The 18,886-nt window shown below is 62.7% G+C and carries 16 protein-coding genes; 9 read left to right on the top strand and 7 right to left on the bottom strand.

What is annotated here, in order from left to right; genetic code table 11:
* Positions 1–18: 18 nt before the first annotated feature.
* From cobM to E8E78_RS07450, 4 genes are all read left to right on the top strand, one after another.
* On the top strand, positions 19–771 hold the full coding sequence (gene cobM, locus E8E78_RS07465) for a precorrin-4 C(11)-methyltransferase (RefSeq protein WP_280311652.1): 753 nt from the start codon (positions 19–21) through the stop codon (positions 769–771).
* A 66-nt stretch (positions 772–837) separates the two neighbouring features.
* On the top strand, positions 838–1,080 hold the full coding sequence (locus tag E8E78_RS07460) for a DUF1272 domain-containing protein (protein ID WP_049277855.1): 243 nt from the start codon (positions 838–840) through the stop codon (positions 1,078–1,080).
* A gap of 222 nt (positions 1,081–1,302) precedes the next feature.
* A complete protein-coding gene (locus E8E78_RS07455; protein WP_049277853.1) occupies positions 1,303–1,917 on the top strand; it encodes a response regulator transcription factor in 615 nt (204 codons plus the stop codon).
* A gap of 13 nt (positions 1,918–1,930) precedes the next feature.
* Positions 1,931–5,200 carry a transporter substrate-binding domain-containing protein gene (locus E8E78_RS07450; protein WP_280311651.1) on the top strand — a complete coding sequence of 1,090 codons (3,270 nt, stop codon included), beginning with the start codon at positions 1,931–1,933 and terminating at the stop codon, positions 5,198–5,200.
* On the opposite strand, the gene E8E78_RS07445 is transcribed toward E8E78_RS07450, so the two are convergent.
* Positions 5,175–6,494: a PAS domain-containing methyl-accepting chemotaxis protein gene (locus tag E8E78_RS07445; RefSeq protein WP_016499889.1), complete on the bottom strand. Its 1,320-nt coding sequence runs from the start codon at positions 6,492–6,494 to the stop codon at positions 5,175–5,177. The two genes, E8E78_RS07450 and E8E78_RS07445, sit on opposite strands and share 26 nt — an antisense overlap.
* Before the next feature lie 129 nt (positions 6,495–6,623).
* Positions 6,624–7,643, bottom strand: a complete 1,020-nt coding sequence (locus E8E78_RS07440) for a LacI family DNA-binding transcriptional regulator (protein ID WP_049274495.1) — start codon at positions 7,641–7,643, stop codon at positions 6,624–6,626.
* 207 nt (positions 7,644–7,850) lie between these two features.
* Here E8E78_RS07440 and E8E78_RS07435 point away from each other — a divergent pair, with 207 nt between their 5' ends.
* The 3 genes from E8E78_RS07435 (at position 7,851) to E8E78_RS07425 (ending at position 10,241) form a co-directional block, all read left to right on the top strand.
* Positions 7,851–8,390 (top strand): gluconokinase, encoded by a 540-nt coding sequence (locus tag E8E78_RS07435; protein WP_280311650.1) that lies wholly within the window; start codon positions 7,851–7,853, stop codon positions 8,388–8,390.
* A 111-nt stretch (positions 8,391–8,501) separates the two neighbouring features.
* Positions 8,502–9,854, top strand: a complete 1,353-nt coding sequence (locus tag E8E78_RS07430) for a GntP family permease (RefSeq protein WP_016499892.1) — start codon at positions 8,502–8,504, stop codon at positions 9,852–9,854.
* 84 nt (positions 9,855–9,938) lie between these two features.
* On the top strand, positions 9,939–10,241 hold the full coding sequence (locus tag E8E78_RS07425) for a hypothetical protein (RefSeq protein WP_151326012.1): 303 nt from the start codon (positions 9,939–9,941) through the stop codon (positions 10,239–10,241).
* 114 nt (positions 10,242–10,355) lie between these two features.
* Here E8E78_RS07425 and E8E78_RS07420 read toward each other — a convergent pair whose 3' ends face one another.
* The 4 genes from E8E78_RS07420 to E8E78_RS07405 all read right to left on the bottom strand — a co-directional run bounded on the left by E8E78_RS07420 (position 10,356) and on the right by E8E78_RS07405 (position 15,716).
* Positions 10,356–11,783: a sigma-54 dependent transcriptional regulator gene (locus tag E8E78_RS07420; RefSeq protein ID WP_016499894.1), complete on the bottom strand. Its 1,428-nt coding sequence runs from the start codon at positions 11,781–11,783 to the stop codon at positions 10,356–10,358.
* Entirely contained in the window at positions 11,752–13,245 is a 1,494-nt protein-coding gene (locus E8E78_RS07415; protein ID WP_016499895.1) for a HAMP domain-containing sensor histidine kinase, read from the bottom strand. Before E8E78_RS07415 ends, E8E78_RS07420 begins: the two co-directional genes overlap by 32 nt.
* 298 nt (positions 13,246–13,543) lie before the next feature.
* The gene (locus E8E78_RS07410) at positions 13,544–15,004 is read right to left on the bottom strand and encodes a HAMP domain-containing sensor histidine kinase (protein WP_049274499.1); all 1,461 of its coding nucleotides are present in this window, start codon (positions 15,002–15,004) and stop codon (positions 13,544–13,546) included.
* Between the two features lie 118 nt (positions 15,005–15,122).
* Positions 15,123–15,716, bottom strand: a complete 594-nt coding sequence (locus tag E8E78_RS07405; protein WP_061203881.1) for a transglycosylase SLT domain-containing protein — start codon at positions 15,714–15,716, stop codon at positions 15,123–15,125.
* Between the two features lie 185 nt (positions 15,717–15,901).
* On the opposite strand from E8E78_RS07405, the gene gspG reads away from it, so the two are divergent.
* Positions 15,902–16,327 carry a type II secretion system major pseudopilin GspG gene (gene gspG, locus E8E78_RS07400; protein ID WP_049274509.1) on the top strand — a complete coding sequence of 142 codons (426 nt, stop codon included), beginning with the start codon at positions 15,902–15,904 and terminating at the stop codon, positions 16,325–16,327.
* Positions 16,328–16,338: 11 nt separating this feature from the next.
* Entirely contained in the window at positions 16,339–17,529 is a 1,191-nt protein-coding gene (locus E8E78_RS07395) for a type II secretion system F family protein (RefSeq protein ID WP_156859263.1), read from the top strand.
* Here the strand turns inward: E8E78_RS07395 and E8E78_RS07390 are convergent.
* Positions 17,523–18,830, bottom strand: a complete 1,308-nt coding sequence (locus E8E78_RS07390; protein ID WP_197863087.1) for an LLM class flavin-dependent oxidoreductase — start codon at positions 18,828–18,830, stop codon at positions 17,523–17,525. The two genes, E8E78_RS07395 and E8E78_RS07390, sit on opposite strands and share 7 nt — an antisense overlap.
* Between the last annotated feature and the right edge of the window lie 56 nt (positions 18,831–18,886).

The raw sequence follows: 18,886 nt of genomic DNA, 5'->3' as shown, positions 1-18,886 counted from the left end.
TTCTTGCAAGGACTTTCCATGACGGTGTATTTCATCGGTGCCGGCCCCGGCGACCCGGAACTGATCACGGTCAAGGGCCAACGGCTGATCCGCCAGTGCCCGGTGATCATCTATGCCGGCTCACTGGTACCTGCTGCCGTGCTCGACGGCCACCAGGCCGAGACCGTGATCAACAGTGCCGAGTTGCACCTGGAGCAGATCATCGCCGCCATGCGCAGCGCGCACGAACAAGGCCAGGACGTGGCCCGGGTGCACAGCGGCGACCCCAGCCTGTACGGCGCCATCGGTGAGCAGATCCGCCACCTGCAGGCGCTGGGCATCGATTACCAGATCATACCCGGGGTCACGGCCACGGCGGCCAGCGCCGCTCTGCTTGGCTGCGAGCTGACCCTGCCACAGGTCGCGCAGACGGTGATCCTCACCCGCTATGGCGACAGTTCGCCAATGCCACCCGGCGAACAACTGGGCGACCTGGCGTGCCATGGCAGCACCCTGGCGATTCACCTGGGGGTCAAGCACCTGTCGCGAATCGTCGAAGAACTGCTACCGCACTATGGCGCGCACTGCCCGGTGGCGGTGGTCCATCGTGCCACATGGCCTGACCAGGACTGGGTGCGCGGCACCCTTGGCGATATCGTCGAACGGGTGGCAGCCAAGGATTTTCGCCGCACGGCACTGATTCTGGTAGGCCACGTGCTCGGGGATACGCCATTCGCCGAGTCGGCCTTGTACCGTGCCGGGCACGCGCACCTGTACCGCCCTGGCGACTGAGCATTGCCAGCATTGCCACGGGCGTAGCAGACTCCGGGTTCACGCCTGCGAACAGGAGTCACACCCATGCTGGAATTACGCCCCAACTGCGAGTGCTGCGATACCGACCTGCCGGGCGACAGCCCGGATGCGCTGATCTGTTCCTTCGAATGCACCTTCTGCCGCACCTGCGCCGACACGCGCCTGCAGGGCCGCTGCCCGAACTGTGCCGGCCAACTGGTGGCCCGCCCGACGCGGGTCGGCCAGGCGCTGGTCAATAACCCCGCTGCCACCCAACGCGTGAACAAAGCACACGCTGCTTGCGCCTGACTCCACACCTCAAACCCGGCATTGCCGCTTTGATAGGGTGATGCCTTTCCCATTACTTGTAGGATTTTTCAACAACAAGCGCGCGGATTATCAACACTTCTATACTCGGCATTACCAAACCTCGGGATTGGTCGTATCTTGCAGCGCTTCCGATTAACCCACTTGCAGACGTATTCCTGAGTGTTCCAGGAAGCGGACCACATCTTGACAGGAGTTTTCCACATGACAACCGTGCTGATCGTCGACGACCACCCCATTGTCCGACTGTCTTTGCGCCTACTACTGGAGCGTGAACGTTTTCATGTCATTGGTGAGGTGGGTAACGGCAGCGAAGTGGCGCAGGTAGCCCGCGATCTGCGCCCGGACGTGGTAGTGCTCGACATCGGCCTGCCCGGCCTGGACGGCATGGAAGTGATCAAACGCCTGCAGTGCCTGGAACCAGTACCCAAGATCATGGTGCTGACCGGGCAAGCCACCGACCTGTACGTGCGCCGCTGCCTGGATGCCGGCATCGGCGCTTTCGTCACAAAGGAAGAAGACCACGAAGCTCTGCTGTTTGCCCTCAAGGCCTTGGTCAAGGGCTATTCGACCTTCCCGCAAATGTCGGTAAACAGCAACTCGCTGGAGAGTGAACCGGTACGCCTGGCCAGCCTGTCGAACCGTGAAATGGAGGTGCTGCGGCGCCTGGCGCGCGGCGAGAACAACAAAAATATCGGCACCTGTATGAACCTAAGTGCCAAGACCATCAGCACCTACCGGGGCCGCATCATGGAAAAGCTCAAGACCGAATCGCTGGTTGAAATGGTCGACCTGGCCAAACGCAACAGCGTCTACTGAGCGCTCGGCCGCCATGAAGCGCCTGCTGGCGTGCATGCTCCTGGCCATCGGCCTGTCCGGCCCCGCCGCGCTGCTGGCCGACAGCGAACCTCGCCAACTGCTGGCGCGCTCGGTCAGCGCCGCAGCCCCGTTGCAACTGTCCAGCCAAGACCGGGCTTGGCTGCAGCAACGCCAATACCTGGTGCTGGGCAGTTCGCGCCCCGACTATCCGCCCTTCGAACTCAACGCCAGCCTGCGGGACTACGAAGGCATTAGCGCAGACTACGCCGGCATCATTGCCGAGCAGCTGGGCATAAACGTCGAAGTACGGCGGTTCGACAACCGCCACGAAGCCATCGCTGCGTTGCGTGAGGGCAGTATCGACCTGCTGGGCAGCTCCAATGCCTTCGAGGCGGCAGATGCCCAGCTTGACCTGAGTACCCCGTATGCCGACGACATGCCCGTCATCGTCACCCGCGAAGGAACCAGCCTAAAGAACACACCGGACCTCGCCGGCCTGCGCCTGGCGATGGTCGATCACTACCTGCCAGCCAGCACCGTACGCAATCTGTACCCCAAGGCGCAGTTAAGCCTGTACCGCTCGACCCTGGCCGGGCTGGCCGCTGTCGATCTGGGCGAGGCCGATGCCTACCTGGGCGATGCCATCAGCACCGATTTCACGATTGGCAAGAGTTACCAGGGCACGCTGAGAATCGACCACTTCTGCCAGGTCCCTGCGGGGGCATTTGCCTTTGCCCTGGCCAGCGACAACCCTCGCTTGCGTCGGTTGGTCGACATGGCGCTAGCGCGCATCACCGACAGCGAGCGGCTGAATATCCTGCGCCGCTGGAGCAGTGGCCACACCAGCCTGCTGCTGCAGCGCCATCTCACCGCCTTGAGCAAGGAAGAGGAAGCCTGGATCGCGGCCCACCCCAACATCAATGTTTTGGTAAACACCTCGTTGGCGCCACTGACGTTCAACGACGCCGAACACCGCCCAACCGGCATCACACTTGACCTGCTGAAACAGATTTCGCTGCGCACAGGGCTGCACTTCAGCGCGGTCGAAAGCGACTCGGCGCAGGCGATGGTCGAGCGCCTGGCCCGTGGCGATGCACAAATGATTGGCGCCTTGGGCTATGGCGCGGATCGCGCGAAACAACTGCGCTATACCCGTCCCTACCTGGTCAGCCCACGCGTTCTGGTTGCCCGTAGCGACAGTACTTTCCCGGCACAGGCCAAGGCGCTGGATGGCCAGCGCATCGCCGTGGTACGCGGCTCGCCGCAGCGGGCGCTGCTGCAACAACGCTACCCGCAGGCCCGGCTGGTGGAAGTGGACAACCCGCTCGGTCTCATGGAGGCCGTGGCCGGTGGGGCTGCCGACGTTGCCCTTAGCAGCCATATCAATGCCGCCTACTACATCAGCCATGTCTTCAAGGGCCGCTTGCGCATCGCCAGCGTGCTGGACGACGACCCGGCCATTGCCGCTTTCGCCGTGGCCGCGGACCAGCCGCAGCTACAGGCCATCCTCGACAAGGCACTGCTGAGCATTCCACCCGAAGAGCTCGACCAGCTGGCCAACCGCTGGCGCACCAGCACCTTGGTCAGCGATAGCCCTTGGCGCGACTACCGCACCCTGGCCTTGCAGGTACTGGTTTTGTCGGCCCTGCTGCTGGCGGGCGTGGTGTTCTGGAACAGCTACCTGCGCAAGCTGATCAACCAGCGCACCGAGGCCCAGCACGCGCTGCAGGCGCAGCTGGCCTTGAGCCGCGGCCTGCTGGAACAGCTGCGTCAGACCAAGGACGACGCCGAACAGGCCAGCCAGACCAAAAGCACCTTCCTGGCCACCATGAGCCATGAAATCCGTACCCCGATGAATGCCGTGATCGGCCTGCTGGAGCTGGCCCTGGAAGACAGCCGGAAGGGGCGTTGCGACGCCCAGACCCTTCAGACTGCCCATGACTCGGCCATCGGCCTGCTTGAGCTGATTGGCGATATTCTCGACATTTCCCGTATTGAATCTGGGCACATTACCCTGCAACCGGTACCTACAAACCTGGTCGAGCTGGTACGCGCTACAGTACGGGTGTTCGAAGGCAACGCTCGGGCCAAAGGCTTGCATCTGCACGCAGCACTGCCTGCCGAGCCGGTCTGGGTGCTGGCAGACCCGCTGCGGCTCAAGCAGATCCTGTCCAACTTGATCAGCAACGCCATCAAGTTCACCGACCGCGGCGAAGTACAGGCCAGTTTGCTGACACCTCCAACTGGGGGGGGCAGTAGCCAGTCTATCGACCTGTCTGTGCGTGACACCGGCATCGGCATCAGCCCCGTTGATCAGGCCCGGCTGTTCAACACCTTCGTGCAGGCTGATGGACCGCGGGCACGCCAAGGGGCGGGCTTGGGGCTGGTGATCAGCCGCACCTTTGCCGAACTCATGGGCGGCAACTTGAGCCTGCAAAGCGTCGAAGGTGTCGGCACCAAGGTGCAAGTCAGCCTGCAATTGCCAGCCTGCCCGGCACCGCAACCTGTTGAGCAGCACACCCCGGCAGCCGAAAGCAGCAGTGGCCCGCTGAATATCCTGGTAATCGACGACTACCCTGCCAACCTGCTGTTGCTGGAGCGACAACTGCACACCCTGGGCCATCACGTGACCCTGGCAGAAAATGGCCAGGTCGCGCTGGAGCGCTGGCAGGCAGGGCATTTCGACCTGGTGATCACCGACTGCAGCATGCCGGTGATGGACGGCCACGAACTCACCCGCCGCATTCGCAGCCTTGAAGCCGAACGCGGCCTGCCGGCGTGCCAGATCCTCGGCGTGACTGCCAATGCCCAGGCCGAAGAACGTGACCGATGCCTGGCCAGCGGCATGAACGAATGCCTGTTCAAACCGATCGGCCTGCGCACACTCAAGGCTCACCTGCCCCAAGCCCGCAGCGCCCAAGAGCCGACGCCGCGCAGTAGCGGCTTCAACTTGGCTGAACTGCGCCACCTGACTCAGGACGACAGGCAACTGACGCGGCATCTGCTGGAACAGCTTTCAATAAGTGTCGGCGAAGATCTCGCCTCTTTGCGCGCGTTGGGACCCGAGGCCTCCGATGAGGCCGTTCGCACCCTGGCTCACCGCATCAAGGGCGGCGCGAAGATGATAAGGGTGCGCGGCGTGGTCAAGGATTGCGAAGCCATCGAGAACGCTCATGCGCGGGGCCTGCCAACGGTTGATCAACGTGAACAACTGCAAATCAGCCTGCAAGCCCTGCTGAACGAGCTCAGCGACGCACTCAATGCAGTTGAAGCGTCGAGCTGATCTGGCTGATGGCATCCACCACGTGCCGCGAACCCTGCTGGATTTCCATGATCACCGTACCGGCCTCATTGGCCAGTGCAACCCCATGACCGGTGCGGGTCAAACTCGACTGCATGCTGGCCACGGCCAGCAGTGACAGGTCGTGGTTCTGCCGCACGACATCGACGATTTCCAGGGTGGCCTTGCTGGTCCGCGCCGCCAGGTTGCGCACCTCGTCGGCCACCACGGCAAAACCGCGCCCGTGATCCCCGGCTCGGGCAGCCTCGATGGCCGCGTTCAGGGCCAGCAGGTTGGTCTGGTCGGCAATGCCCCGTATGGTCAGCACGATCTGGCCGATCACATCTGACTGCTTGCTCACGGCATCGATGCTGCGTGCAGCCTCGTTCAGCTCATGGGAAATCTGCTCGATCACCTGCACCGTCTGCTGCACCACCTCGGTGCCCTTGCGCGCACAGGCATCGGTCTGCATGGAACTGGCATGGGCGGCGTCGGCGGCGGTTTGCTGGGTACTGACCTGACGGGTGATGTCACTGGCGAACTTCACCACTTTGTACAAGCGGCCCTTGCTGTCGAATATCGGGTTGTAGGAGGCCTCCAGATAGACCATCTGGCCCTGCTTGTTGATGCGTTCGAAGCGGTGCGAATGGTACTCGCCGCGGTTGAGCGATGCCCAGAACTCACGGTACTCGGCCGATTCGCGCTCCTGCGGCAGGCAAAACAACCCGTGATGACGGCCAACTACCTCGTCCAGGCGATAGCCCATGGTGTCGAGGAAGTTCTGGTTGGCCTTGATCACACGGCCTTGCGGGGTGAACTCGATCACTGCCATGGAGCGACCGATGGCCTTGAGCAGGCTCTCGCTCTCGTGCTCCTGCACGACCCGCTGACTGATGTCGGCTGCCACCTTGATCACGCTGGTTACCTGGCGCTGTTCGTCCAGCACCGGCATGTAGCTGGCCTCCAGCCAAACCTCGCGGCCGGCCTTGTCGAGGCGTTCGAACGTACCGCTGATCGCCTTGCCCTGGCCCAGTTCACGCCACAGCTGCTGGTACTCGGCAGTTTGCGCATAGCCCGGTTCGCAGAATAACCGATGGTGTTTGCCCCGCAGCTCGTCTGCGCTGTAGCCCATGGCCTGGCAAAAACGCTCGTTGGCATCGAGAATGGTGCCATCAGGGGCGAACTCGATCATCGCCATCGAACGGCTGATCGCCGCCAATTTGGCTTGCGTGCCGCTCAAGGCCTGGTGAGTGCGCTGGATCTCAACCAAATCGGATTTGCGATGGAAATCGAACATGACGCCGGGCTCCTTTATGCGCGGTGTCCTGAGCATAGATCGCCGTTGGCGCCGTGCAAGCACAGTGCTATCACTTTAGGATTACTACATTGATATGACAGAACGCGCCTGCACAGGCACGAGTTCTCGCTACGAACTCTCGCGCACCATCAGCTCAAAGCCCAGATCCTGTTGCGTATCCGCCACCCGCTTGCCATCGAGCAACGCCAGCAGCGCCTGCGCCGCGCCACGCCCGACTGCGGCCCGGGGCGTGCGAATCGAGGTCAGGCGCGGCACCATGTGTGCCGAAGCGGGCAAGTCGTTGAACCCCACCATGGCCACCTGACGTGGCACTTCCACCCCTTGGCGCAGTGCCTGCAGCACCGCCCCTTGGGCCAGGTCGTCGTTGCAGAAGAAGATACCGTCGACATCCGGCGACTGTTGCAGCAACTGGCTGAACAGCACACTGCCCAAGGCAATCGACGAAGGCTCCGGCGCCAGTACCTCCAGCTCGGCCGCCTGCAAACCGGCCTCGGCCAACGCCTGGCGGAAACCTTCGGCCCGCTGCATTACCCGTGGATCGAGCTGCGCGGCAATGAACGCCAGGCGTTTGCGCCCACGCTCGATCAAATGCCTGGCCGCAGCGCGCCCGGCCTGCTGCTGGGAAAAGCCTACCGACAATGCCCCAGGCTCGCCATTGAGCTCCATCATGTGCACACACGGCACACCGCTGGCGGCCAGCATCTGCCGCGCCGCGTCGCTGCGCTCGAAACCGGTCAACAGCATGCCGCAGGGCTGGTACGCCAGGTAATTGCGGATCAGGTTCTCTTCTTCGGCAAGGTCGTAGTGATAGTTGCCAATCAGCACTTCGAGGCCACGCGGGCGCATGACCTCGTGAATGGCTTCCAACGTGTCGATGAACAATTGGTTGGACAACGACGGGATTAACACCACCACCGACTGGCTGCGGGCCGAGGCCAGGGCGCGGGCCGCCGGGTTGGCCACGTAGCCCAGGCTCGCCGCTGCAGCGACGACCTTTTCGACCAGTTCAGGCGCAACCGTGCTGACCCCGCGCAGGGCGCGCGAGGCGGTAATCGGGGAAACCCCGGAAAGCCTGGCAACTTCGGCCAGGGTGGGACGACCTGTAGTACGGGAGCCGGTGCGGGACATGGATGTTGTAATTTTACTACTTGCAAGGATAGGGAACGGCCACTAAGGTAGCGCTGTCTCAGGACGCAGGCAATGTAATCTTTGGCAGCAGCCCGCACGCGCTCGCTACCAGGCGTCCATACTGCGTAAGGACAAGACCAATAACACCGGGGAGGTAGCTGTTCGTCGGCGACGAGACAGCGCTATCTCACCCCGCAGGAGGTACTGATGAATTCTCCCCTGTCCGCCATCGTGGTGATGGGCGTGGCCGGTTGCGGCAAAAGCTGCATCGGCGCTGCCATTGCTGCCCGAAGCGGCGGCCGCCTGATCGAAGGCGACGCTTTCCACCCTGCCGAAAACATCCGCAAGATGAGCGATGGCATCCCGCTGGACGACAGTGACCGCGCCGGCTGGCTGGTGCGCCTTGGCCAGGAGTTGCAGGCCACCACCCAGGCTGGGGAGCGCCCGATCCTGACCTGCTCGGCACTCAAGCGCCGCTACCGCGACACCCTGCGCGACGCCATGCCAGAACTGGTGTTCGTGTTCCTCGAACTGTCGCCCGCCGAGGCGGAAAAACGCGTATTGGCCCGGCCCGGGCACTTCATGCCGGCTAGCCTGATCGACAGCCAGTTTGCCGCTCTGGAATCGCCACGCGGCGAGCCACTGACGCTGGCGCTGGACGCTACCCAGCCCATAGACGCACTCGCCGAAGCGGTGGACCGCTGGCTAAAGCGCTGCGGTGAGCAGGGGCTGGCGCAAACCGCCTGACCCCGGCGGCTTTCCCGGCTCACCAAAGACAGCGCTACCTTGACCCGTGAGTGCGGGCAAAGTTCCAAGACGCTACGCCAAAAACAACGATAAGATCGAGGCCTTCAAACCATGTTCGGACTGGCTACTGACACCTTCCTGCTGCTCGATGCGCTGGTTACCATCGTCGGGCTGATCCTGCTGATCACCCACTTCAAAGTGCACCCCTTCGTCGCCCTCACCCTTGCGGCCGGCTTCCTTGGCCTGACCTCCGGCATGCCGGTGGCCAAGGTAATGAAGTCGTTCCAGGATGGTTTTGGCGGTGTGCTCGGCTTCGTCGGCATCGTGCTCGCCCTGGGCACCATGCTGGGCAAACTGATGGCCGACTCTGGAGGTGCCGACCAGATTGCACAAACCCTTATCCGCGCCTTCGGCAAGAAGAACGTGCATTGGGCGATGATGTTCGCCGCCTTCCTGGTGGGCATTCCGCTGTTCTTTGAAATCGGCTTTGTGCTGCTGATTCCGCTGGTGTTCATTGTGGCGCGGCGTTCCGGCGTATCGCTGGTCAAGATCGGCATCCCGCTGCTGGCCGGCCTGTCGGTGGTGCACGGCCTGGTGCCGCCACACCCGGGCCCATTGCTGGCGATCGGTATTTTCCACGCTGATATCGGCAAGACCATCTTCTACGGCCTGATCGTCGCCCTGCCCACCGCGATCATCGCCGGGCCGCTGTTCGGCAACTTCATTTCCCGCTACATCCCGGGCAACCCGTCCCAGGAGCTGATGGACCAGATCGCCAAGGAGTCCGACCAGGGCAACCTGCCAAGCTTCAGCATCACCCTGATTACCGTGCTGCTACCCGTAGCGTTGATGTTGCTGAAAACCTTCGCCGACGTGGTACTGCCGGCCGAGCACATCGTGCGCCAGTGGATGGACCTGATCGGCCACCCCATTACCGCCCTGCTCGCGGCCCTGCTGCTAGCCTTCTACACCTTTGGTTCGGCCCGCGGCTTCAATCGCCAGCAGATCATGAAGATGCTTGACCAGAGCCTGGCCCCCACGGCCGCCATCGTGCTGATCGTGGGTGCTGGCGGTGGCTTCAAGCAGATGCTGGTGGACACCGGCGTGGGCAACGTGATCGGGCAGATGGCCGTGCAGGCGGAGATTTCGCCCATCATGCTGGCCTGGCTGGTGGCAGCGGTAATCCGCATCGCGACCGGCTCTGCCACGGTCGCTACCATTACCGGTGCAGGTATTGTCGCACCGGTAATCGAACTGGTCCCGGGTGTGAACCGTGAGTTGCTGGTGCTGGCCACCGGTGCTGGCTCGTTGATCCTGTCGCACGTGAACGACGCCGGCTTCTGGCTGGTGAAGCAGTATTTCAACATGACCGTAGCGGAAACCTTCAAGACGTGGAGCATGATGGAAACCATCCTCTCGGTGGTTGGCATCATCTTCATCATGTTGTTGGCGCAGGTGGTGTAACCGTTTATCGGGGTAATGGCACCTTGATGCTTTGGGTAGGGCCAAAGGAAATCATGAGACCTATCCGAAGCAAAGGAGCCTGCCATGCCCCGCTCAAGCATTCTGCTGATTGCCCTGCTCGCCTCGCCAATGGCCCTGGCCGCCGGCACTGGCCCCACCTACCCTGACGACCCACACAACCCGGCGCCACGGCCGGGCGTGGACAGCACCCTCAACCCGATCGAAAAGCCCATGCCGCGGGATACTGACACGCGCATCCAAGGTAACGACCCGGAAAGCCCACCGGCCAAGCAGAACGACAACCGCGATCTGCCGGGGATGGATGGCAGTGGCTCGGAGGGGAGCGGATATCAGGGAAACAGCGGTACCAGTACAGACAACCCCTGACTACGCTAACCAGTGGTCCACCTTAAAAAATCGCAGGGGTTGGTGTATGCCTGTACTGGCCTTTTCGCGGGCATGCCCGCGAAAAGGCCGACATGGGCAGTAAAGATTGATGAATTACCACTGGCGTTTGTCTGGGCGTGTCAGCCCCAGCTTCTCGATCCTGTAACGCAACATGTCCCGCGACAACCCGAGCATCCGCGCCGATTTGGTCACATTCCAGTCCGTACGGTCCAGGGTCTTGCACACCAGGTCGCGTTCCATGTCCGGCAGGCTGGTGCCTGGCTCCGGGTCGTGCCGTGGCATCTCGAACATCGCTGGCGCCGGTTGCTGCACCAATGGCTCGTCAATCAAGGTCATGCACAGGTTCAACTGGTGCGCCTGCACCACCTCGTTCGGCGCCAGCAGCACGGTCTGCTCCAGCATGTTGCGCAGTTCGCGCACGTTTCCAGGCCAGCTATAGCCCAGCATCAGGCTCTCGGCCTCGGCGGAAAACCGCAGGTTTGGCTTGCCGTAACGCCGGCCATGGTGGGCCAGGAAATGCCTTGCCAGTAACAGGATGTCCTGGCCACGGGCATACAGGCGCGGCACCTTTATGGCGATTATGCGCAGGCGGAAGAACAGGTCGCGGCGGAACTTGCCTTGCTGCACCATCTGCTCCAGGTTGCAGTTGGTGGCACTGATCACCCGCAGGTCTACCTTGCGCTCCTTCACCGCACCAATCCGGCGGATACTGCGATCCTCCAGCAGCTTGAGCAGTTTGGCCTGCAGCACCAGGTCCATTTCGCCGATTTCGTCGAGAAACAAGGTACCGCCGTCGGCGGCCTCTACCAGGCCCAGCCGTCGCTCCTTGGCATCGGTGAATGCGCCCTTCTCGTGGCCGAACAGTTCGGCTTCCAGCAGGTTGGCAGGGATTGAGGCGCAGTTGAACTCGATGAATGGGCCTTTGGCGCGAGAACCATCAAAATGCAGGGCGCGCGCCACCAGCTCCTTACCCGTCCCGGTCTCACCTTCGACCAGCACCGGTGGCAAATCGTCGCTGGCCATACGCCGCTCGGCATCCAGCACCTGGCGCAGGGTGTGCTTGAGGGTGAGCATCACCGACGACTCGCCGATCAACGCCTGCAACCCAGACTTCTGCGCCTCGCGCTCCTGGTAGAACGACAGCGTGCGCTCCATGCGCTCGGCAGCCAGTGCCTTGTCCAGGGTCAATTTAAGCTCGGCAAGCACTACCGGCTTGGTCAGATAATGGAAGGCGCCCTCCTTCATCGCCTGCACGGCATCTTCGACATTACCGTAGCCGGTCATCATGATCACTTTCAGGCCCGGCACCTGCACCACCAGGCTGCGCAGCAGGTCGTGCCCGCTCATGCCTGGCAATGAGTTGTCAGTCAGCACCGCGTCGGGCTGGGCCCGCTTGACCTGCTCCAGCGCAAGCTCGGCGCTGTGGCACACGGTGACCTCGAAGCCCTTGAGGCTGAGGTAGGTGCGAATGTTGTCAGCGAGGATTTCATCATCCTCGACTACCAGGATGCTGTGCTCCATGGTCCCCTCCCGCTGCGATATTGAATGTAAGGCTGACGCGGGTTCCTTCCTCTTCGCGGCTGCTCAGGCTGACCGAGCCGCCAAAACGTTCCATGATGCGCTTGACCAGGGCCAGGCCTACACCGAGGCCGCCCTGCTTGGTCGTGAAGAACGGCTTGAACACCATCCGCTCCTGCTGTTGGCTCATGCCTTTGCCGGTGTCGGTGAGCACGAACTCGGCACGCTGGCCGTCCTTGACATTGACCTGGGCGGTCAGCATGCCGCCTGCCGGCATGGCCTCCAGGGCATTGGAGAACAAGCTGTTGAGAATCTGCGTGAGCTGCAGCGGCTGACTGGCCACCCACTGCTCATCAGGCCCTTCGAAATGAAAGCGCACCCCGTTGCGCTCGATCTGCTGGACGAACGCCAGGTGGGTGTCCTCGATGGCCGCCACCAGGTCCACCGCCTCGGCCTCGTCGCTGAGCGGGCGCAACGACACCAGCAGGTCGCGTACCCAGCGCGACATGCGGTCCACCTGGCTGATGATGTCGGTAATGTTCTTCTGCGCTGCGGGGTTGGCGATTTCCTGGGCCAGTTCGGCGCTGGAACGGATATTGGCCAGTGGGTTGCGCAGGCTGTGCGCCACTGCAGACGACATCTCGCCCAGTGCCACGTAGGTTTCACTGGCCACCAGCCGGTCCTGTTGCAGGTTCAGCATCTGCGCCGCCCGGCGCACAATCCAGAACAGCCCGAAGTAGATCAACGCCCCGCCTACCAGGGTCGAAGCCCAGATCAGCACGTAGCCGCGCTGGATGCGTCGTATCAGGTCTTGCGGCTCCTTGTAGATCTCCACCATGGCCATTACCTGTTCGCCCTGGCTATCGAACAGCGGAATGTAGTTCTCGATGAACAGGTAGCGCGGTTGACGCAGAAACTTCTGCTCTTCGCGGTCATCCTCGGCCTTGTGGTAGCTGGCCGACACCGCCTTGCGCGAGCGGAAGGCGCGATCCAGATCGCTATCGGCTTCTATCCGCTTGCCGATCAGCTCGACGTTGGTGGACCAGACGATGGTGCGGTCGCGGGCGTATACATTGGCCAGCAAGGTATCAGGCAGGTGCTCGACATGGTCGAGAAATTCGACCCGGGTCGATTCGGCCAGCGCCGGGGTGAACTGCAAGTGCTGCTGGTCCAGGCGCGGGTCGAGCAGTTCACCCATGGTGGTGCCCGGTGGCAACTGCGAATGGCGTACCTCGGCCTGGGCCATGGCCTGAATGAACTGCGCGGTCAGCATCGCATCACGCTGCACGCTATCGCGGACCACAAAGCGCGTGGACACATAACCCAGCCCGCCCGCCACCGCCGTGATGATCAACAGGCTGATGACCGAAAACCAGCGCAACAGGTTGAACTCACGCAATGGCACGGCCAGACCGCTGGCAGTCGCACTGGCCTTGTCGCGAACGTCGTTTTCCAGCATCTGCATCGCGTGGTTCCCGCACAAGGCGTCCGTTCAGAAATGCATCAAGGCCAACCAACAGCAGCCAGTTGATAGCACCCCGCCTGGGCAGCCATAAGCTGCCATGTGTCGCGTGTCGCGCTTCGCCTATCACGCTGCAAGAACTCGGCCAGCGCACAGTACAAATCAAAAAATCATATATCTCAGCACCTTAGGTGGTCTTTTTAAAAATCACCTAAAGATCAGGCCCCACATTTGGGTACTAATGACCAAAAAACAATTAATTCATTTAAATCAATAGCTTGTGATGATTTCTTAAAGCCATTTAACAATTCGTCGCCAAGCGGAAATTCAACGACACTCGCGTACCATGGCCTTCACTGCTGCTGAGCCTGACCGTGCCGCCGAAGCGTTCCATGATGCGTTTCACCAGCACCAGCCCCACCCCCAACCCACCCTGTTTGGTGGTAAAGAACGGCCGGAAGGCCATGCGCTGCTGCTGTTCGTTCATACCCTTGCCGTTGTCAGACAGGCGCAGGGTCAGGCTGCGCCGGTCATGGCGCACCACCTCGATACGCAGCCGTCCGCCCTGCTCCATCGATTCCAGCGCATTGGCGATCAGGCTGCTGAAAATCTGCCGCAGTAACGCCGGATGCCCCAATACCTGGACCGCCGGTAACGGTTGCAGGTCCAGGCTCACCCCGCCACGCGCCAACTGCACGGCGTAGCTCTGCAGGCTCTCTTGCAAGGCCAGCGGCAAGTCCACCGCGACCGCCTCATCGTTCAGTGGGCGCAGCGACTGCAGCATCTGGCGGATCCACTGCGACATGCGGTCAACCTGGCTGATGATGTCGTTGATATTGCGCTGTGCCGGCCCTTCGTCGAACGCCTGGGCCAGCTCGGCACTGGAGCGGATACTGGCCAGCGGGTTGCGCAGGCTGTGGGCCACCGCCGAGGACACCTCGCCCAGTGCCACATAGGTTTCGTTGTTGATCAGCCGCTTCTGCTGCACTGCCAGCAACCGCGCAGCGCGGTGCATGATGCCGTACAGGCCAACGTAGACCAGTGCGGCGCCGACGGTGATCGCCAGCCAGATCAGTATCAGGCCATGCTCGATGCGCACGATCAGGTCATGGGGCTCTTTATAGATCTCGACCATGGCCGTGACATGCTCGCCATCAGCAGCGAACAGCGGAATGTAGTTTTCGATGAACAGCTGCTCGGGCGGGGTGACAAACTTCTGCTCGGCGCGGGCCTCTTCGAAGTTGTGGTAGCTGGCCGAGACTCGCATCTTGTACTCGAAAGCCCGCTCCAGGTCGTCGTCGCTGTCAATCAGCTTGCCAATCAGCGCCGGGTTGGTGGACCAGATCACCATACGGTCGGGGGCATAGATATTGGCCAGCAGCATGTCTGGCAGGTGGGCGATATGGTCAAGAAACTCGCCGCGGGCCTTGCGCCGGGCATCCGGGTCGACGTCCGGCAGGTTGCTGCGGTCGGTGCGCGGGTCCAGCAGCTCGCCCATTGTGCGCACGTTGGGGATCGACACATGGCGCACTTCGGCGTCGGCGATGGAGGTGATGAATTGTGCCGTGAGCAAGGCATCACGCTCAACGCTCTCATCGATGATGAATCGGCTGGAAATCAGCCCCAGGCCGACAGCCACCGAAAGGATGATGGCGAGGCTGACCCAGGCATACCAGCGCAACAGGTTGAACGGCTTGCGTGGGGCTGTCAGCTCGTTACCGGCAGGCACTTCGATGGCGTCGGAACGGGGGGCGATGTCCATGGCGGGCTCCACAGCTGGGCACCTTCAGAAGGTTATAGCCCAGACCAGGGGAAACCGTAGTGCTAAATTGATGGCAACCGCCGAAGGGTACAGGGACCGCGTAACCTCTGACAGGCAATTACAGTGGCGAATCATTCGCCAACCCCTGCAGCTTGCGGTATTCGCGCAGCACCGTGGGCACATAGCGCCGGGTCTCGGCAAACGGCGGCACGGCGCCGCGCCGCATCACGGCGTCCGGCCCAGCGTTATAAGCTGCCACGGCCAGGGTGATGTCGTTGTCGAAGAGGGTAAGCATCTGCTTGAGGTATCGTGCCCCGCCCTGCACGTTGTCCTCAGGGTCCAGGCGGTCTTCCACGCCCATTTCGCGGGCGGTATCCGGCATCAGTTGCATCAACCCTACTGCCCCCGCCCGCGAACGGGCCTTCGGGTTGTAGCCGGACTCGGCCTTGATCAGCGCATGCAGCAGGGCCGGTGGCACGTTGTGGATGCGCGCTGCCGTGGCGACCACCTCGGCGTAAGGGCGGCCAGTGATCATCTGCGCATTGGCCGGGCCAGCCTGGGCCGCCTGTTCGCTGATCACCTTTTCATAGTGGCGCCCGGGTCGATGGACGTTGGTCAGTACGTAGCCGCCCTTGGCATCGATGGAGATGTACACATCGGCCTGGGCGGCACCTGCCGCCAGCCAGATCAAACCGAGGATGAGTCCACGCATGACGGTTGCCTCTTCGTCGTGGCCCCCGAAGTGGGGGAAATGCCCCGGAAAACCCGAGGTCGATGACCACGACGCAAGCACTGTGCCGCTTCCTGTACCGCATGGCGCAAGGCCCCGAGGCAGACGTGCACGGCTGTTGCATGGTGCTTGGCAACCCGTGTCCCCATGCAGTGGAGGGCTTCACCATGCAGTGCAGAACCAAACCGCAACGTGGCTTCACCCTGCTCGAACTCCTGGTGGTGCTGGTGGTGCTCGGCCTGTTGGCCGGCATCGTCGCACCCAAGTACTTCAGCCAGCTCGGTCGCTCCGAAGCCAAGGTGGCGCGGGCGCAGATAGAAGGGCTGAGCAAGGCGCTGGATTTATATCGCCTGGAGGTCGGCCACTACCCCAACAGCGAGCAAGGCCTGCAGGCCCTGGTAATCGCCCCCAGTGGCGAAGCGCGCTGGACCGGCCCGTACCTGCAGAAGGCCGTGCCCCAGGACCCATGGGGCCGCCCTTACATTTACCGGCAACCTGGCGAAAACGGTGGTGAATACGACCTGCTGTCGATGGGCAAGGACGGCCAGCCCGGCGGTGACGGGGAAAACGCCGAAATTACCAGCTGGCAGTAAGGAGAGTCGCCATGCGCTACAGCCTCAAGGCCCTGGGCAGACAGGGCGTGGTGCAGTTGCAGATCGACGCCGAGGACGCCGACCAGGCCCGCCGCCAGGCCGAGGACCAAGGCTTGCGCGTGCTCAGCCTGCGCAGCAACGGCGGCGCCTTGCGCGGTATGGCCTGGCGACGCGAAGCGGCATTCGACCTGGTGCTGTTCAGCCAGGAACTGTCGACCCTGCTCAATGCCGGCCTGCCGCTGATCGACGCACTGGAGAGCCTGGCAGAAAAGGCCCCTGCATCTGCCACACGTAAGGTGCTGGCCGAGTTGGTACGCCAGCTGTACGAAGGCCGTTCGCTGTCCCAGGCCCTGGGCCAGCAACCGCGGATATTTCCGCCGCTGTACGTGGCGCTGGTGCAGTCCAGCGAACGCACCGGTGCTCTGGGCGACGCCCTCACGCGCTACATCAGTTATCGCCAGCGCCTGGACCTGGTACGGCAGAAGCTGGTGGGGGCCTCGGTCTACCCGTTGCTGCTGTTGCTGGTGGGTGGCGGCGTGGTGCTGTTCCTGCTCGGCTATGTGGTGCCGCGTTTCAGCCAGGTGTTCGAGGGCATGGGTACCGAATTGCCTTGGCTGTCACGGGTGTTGATGCAGATCGGGCTATTTTTGCATGCCCAGCAACTGCCGCTGGCGCTGGGCACGGTCGTTGGGGGCACGGTGTTGTGGCTGTTACGCCGCCACCCACGGGTACGGCGCTGGGCATCCTGCCAGTTGCGCCGCCTGCCGGCGCTGCATCAACGCTTGATGATGTACGAGCTGGCGCGCTTCTATCGCTCGTTGGGCATCCTGCTGCAAGGCGGCATTCCCATCCTCACCGCCATGGGCATGGCCCGCGGCCTGCTCGGCAGCGCAGCAGCCCAGGGCTTGGGCCAGGCCAGCCAACGGGTGGGCGAAGGGCTGCCATTGTCCGATGCGCTGGAGGCCGGGCACCTGGTTACCCCCGTGTCGCTGCGCCTGCTGCGGGCCGGCGAGCAATCCGGCAACCTGGGCGAGATGCTGGAACGCTGCGCCGACTTCCATGACCAGGAAATCGGCCGCTGGGTGGAATGGTTCGTGAAACTCTTCGAACCGCTGCTGATGACGTTCATCGGCCTGCTGATCGGCCTGATCGTGATCCTGATGTACATGCCGATCTTCGAACTGGCCTCAAGCATTCACTGAATGGCCAGGCCCAGGCTCTCGCGCAGAGTGCTGCCTTCGTAGGCCGTACGGTACACCCCGCGCTCTTGCAGCAGCGGCACCACCTGCTGGGTAAACCGGCGGAACTGCCCGGGGTGGCCGATGTAGATGTTGAAGCCATCCAGCGCCCGCGCCTCGAACCACTCGGTCATTTTTTCCGCTACCGTTTCGGCCGAGCCAACGAAGGCCCCTGGGCGCAGCTTGCGCCCGAATTCCACCGCCTGGCGCAAGCTGAACCCCTGCTCCCGGGCCTGGTCAGCGATGCGCTTGGCGTTGGTGAAGAAACTGCTGCGTGCGTGCTCCAGGCTTTCCTGGGGGAACGGCGCATCAAGGTCGTACTGGCTGAAGTCGTGCCAGCCGAAATTGCGCCCGAATTCCTTGAGGGCCAGCTCGAAGCTATGGTCCTGCTGGTGGTAATGGCGTTCGATCTCGCGGGCGTGTTCGTCGGTATCGCCCACGTAGATCTCGGCACCAGGCAATACCAGCAGTTGCTCGGGGTCGCGCCCCAGCCGCGCAGCGCGGTCTTTCACATCGCGGTAGAACGCCTGGCCCTGCTCGATGCTGGCGGCATGAGTGAAAATGACATCTGCCGTGGCCGCCCCAAGCTCGCGCCCTTGCTGCGAGTCGCCCGCCTGGAAGATCACCGGCTGGCCCTGGGGGGAACGCTGGATATTCAGCGGCCCTACGACCGAGAAGTGCTCGCCCTTGTGGTTCAGGGCATGCATTCGGCTTGGGTCGAGAAATTGCCCGGTCGCGCGGTTGCGCGGGAACGCGCCGTCTTCATAGGAGTGCCACAGCCCCTGCACCACAGCCACATGTTCCAGGGCACGGGCATACCGGGTGTCGTAGTCGTAGTGCTCGTCACGGCCATAGTTGCCAGCGGTACCGGCGTCACCACTGGTGACCACGTTCCAGCCAGCGCGGCCCTTGCTGATCAGGTCCAGCGAGGCCAGGCGGCGGGCGACGTTGAAGGGTTCGTTGTAGGAGGTGGTCAGGGTACCGACCAGGCCGATGTTGCGGGTAGTCACTGCCAGTGCCGAGAGCAGGGTCAGCGGCTCCAGACGGTTGAGATAGTGCGACGGCGAGCCGGGGGTGATGTACTGGCTGTCGACGATGAAGATGAGGTCGAACAGCGCCGCTTCGGCCTGGCGGGCGATGTCGATGTACCAGTCGATATTGACGCTGGCGTCGGCGGGCAGCTCCGGGTCCAGCCACAGGTTGTGCCGGCCTGGGCCGCCGCAGCCCATGGTCAGGGCACCAAGCTTGATTTTGCGAGTAGTCATGGTCATTCCTCAAAAAGGTTCTGCCTGTACCGGCCCTATCGCCGGCAAGCCAGCTC

The sequence above is a fragment of the Pseudomonas sp. BN505 genome (assembly GCF_029873175.1).
Taxonomy (GTDB): domain Bacteria; phylum Pseudomonadota; class Gammaproteobacteria; order Pseudomonadales; family Pseudomonadaceae; genus Aquipseudomonas; species Aquipseudomonas putida.
The sequence above is the reverse complement of the archived record's forward strand: the minus strand, read 5'-3'. Positions and strand labels throughout refer to the sequence as shown.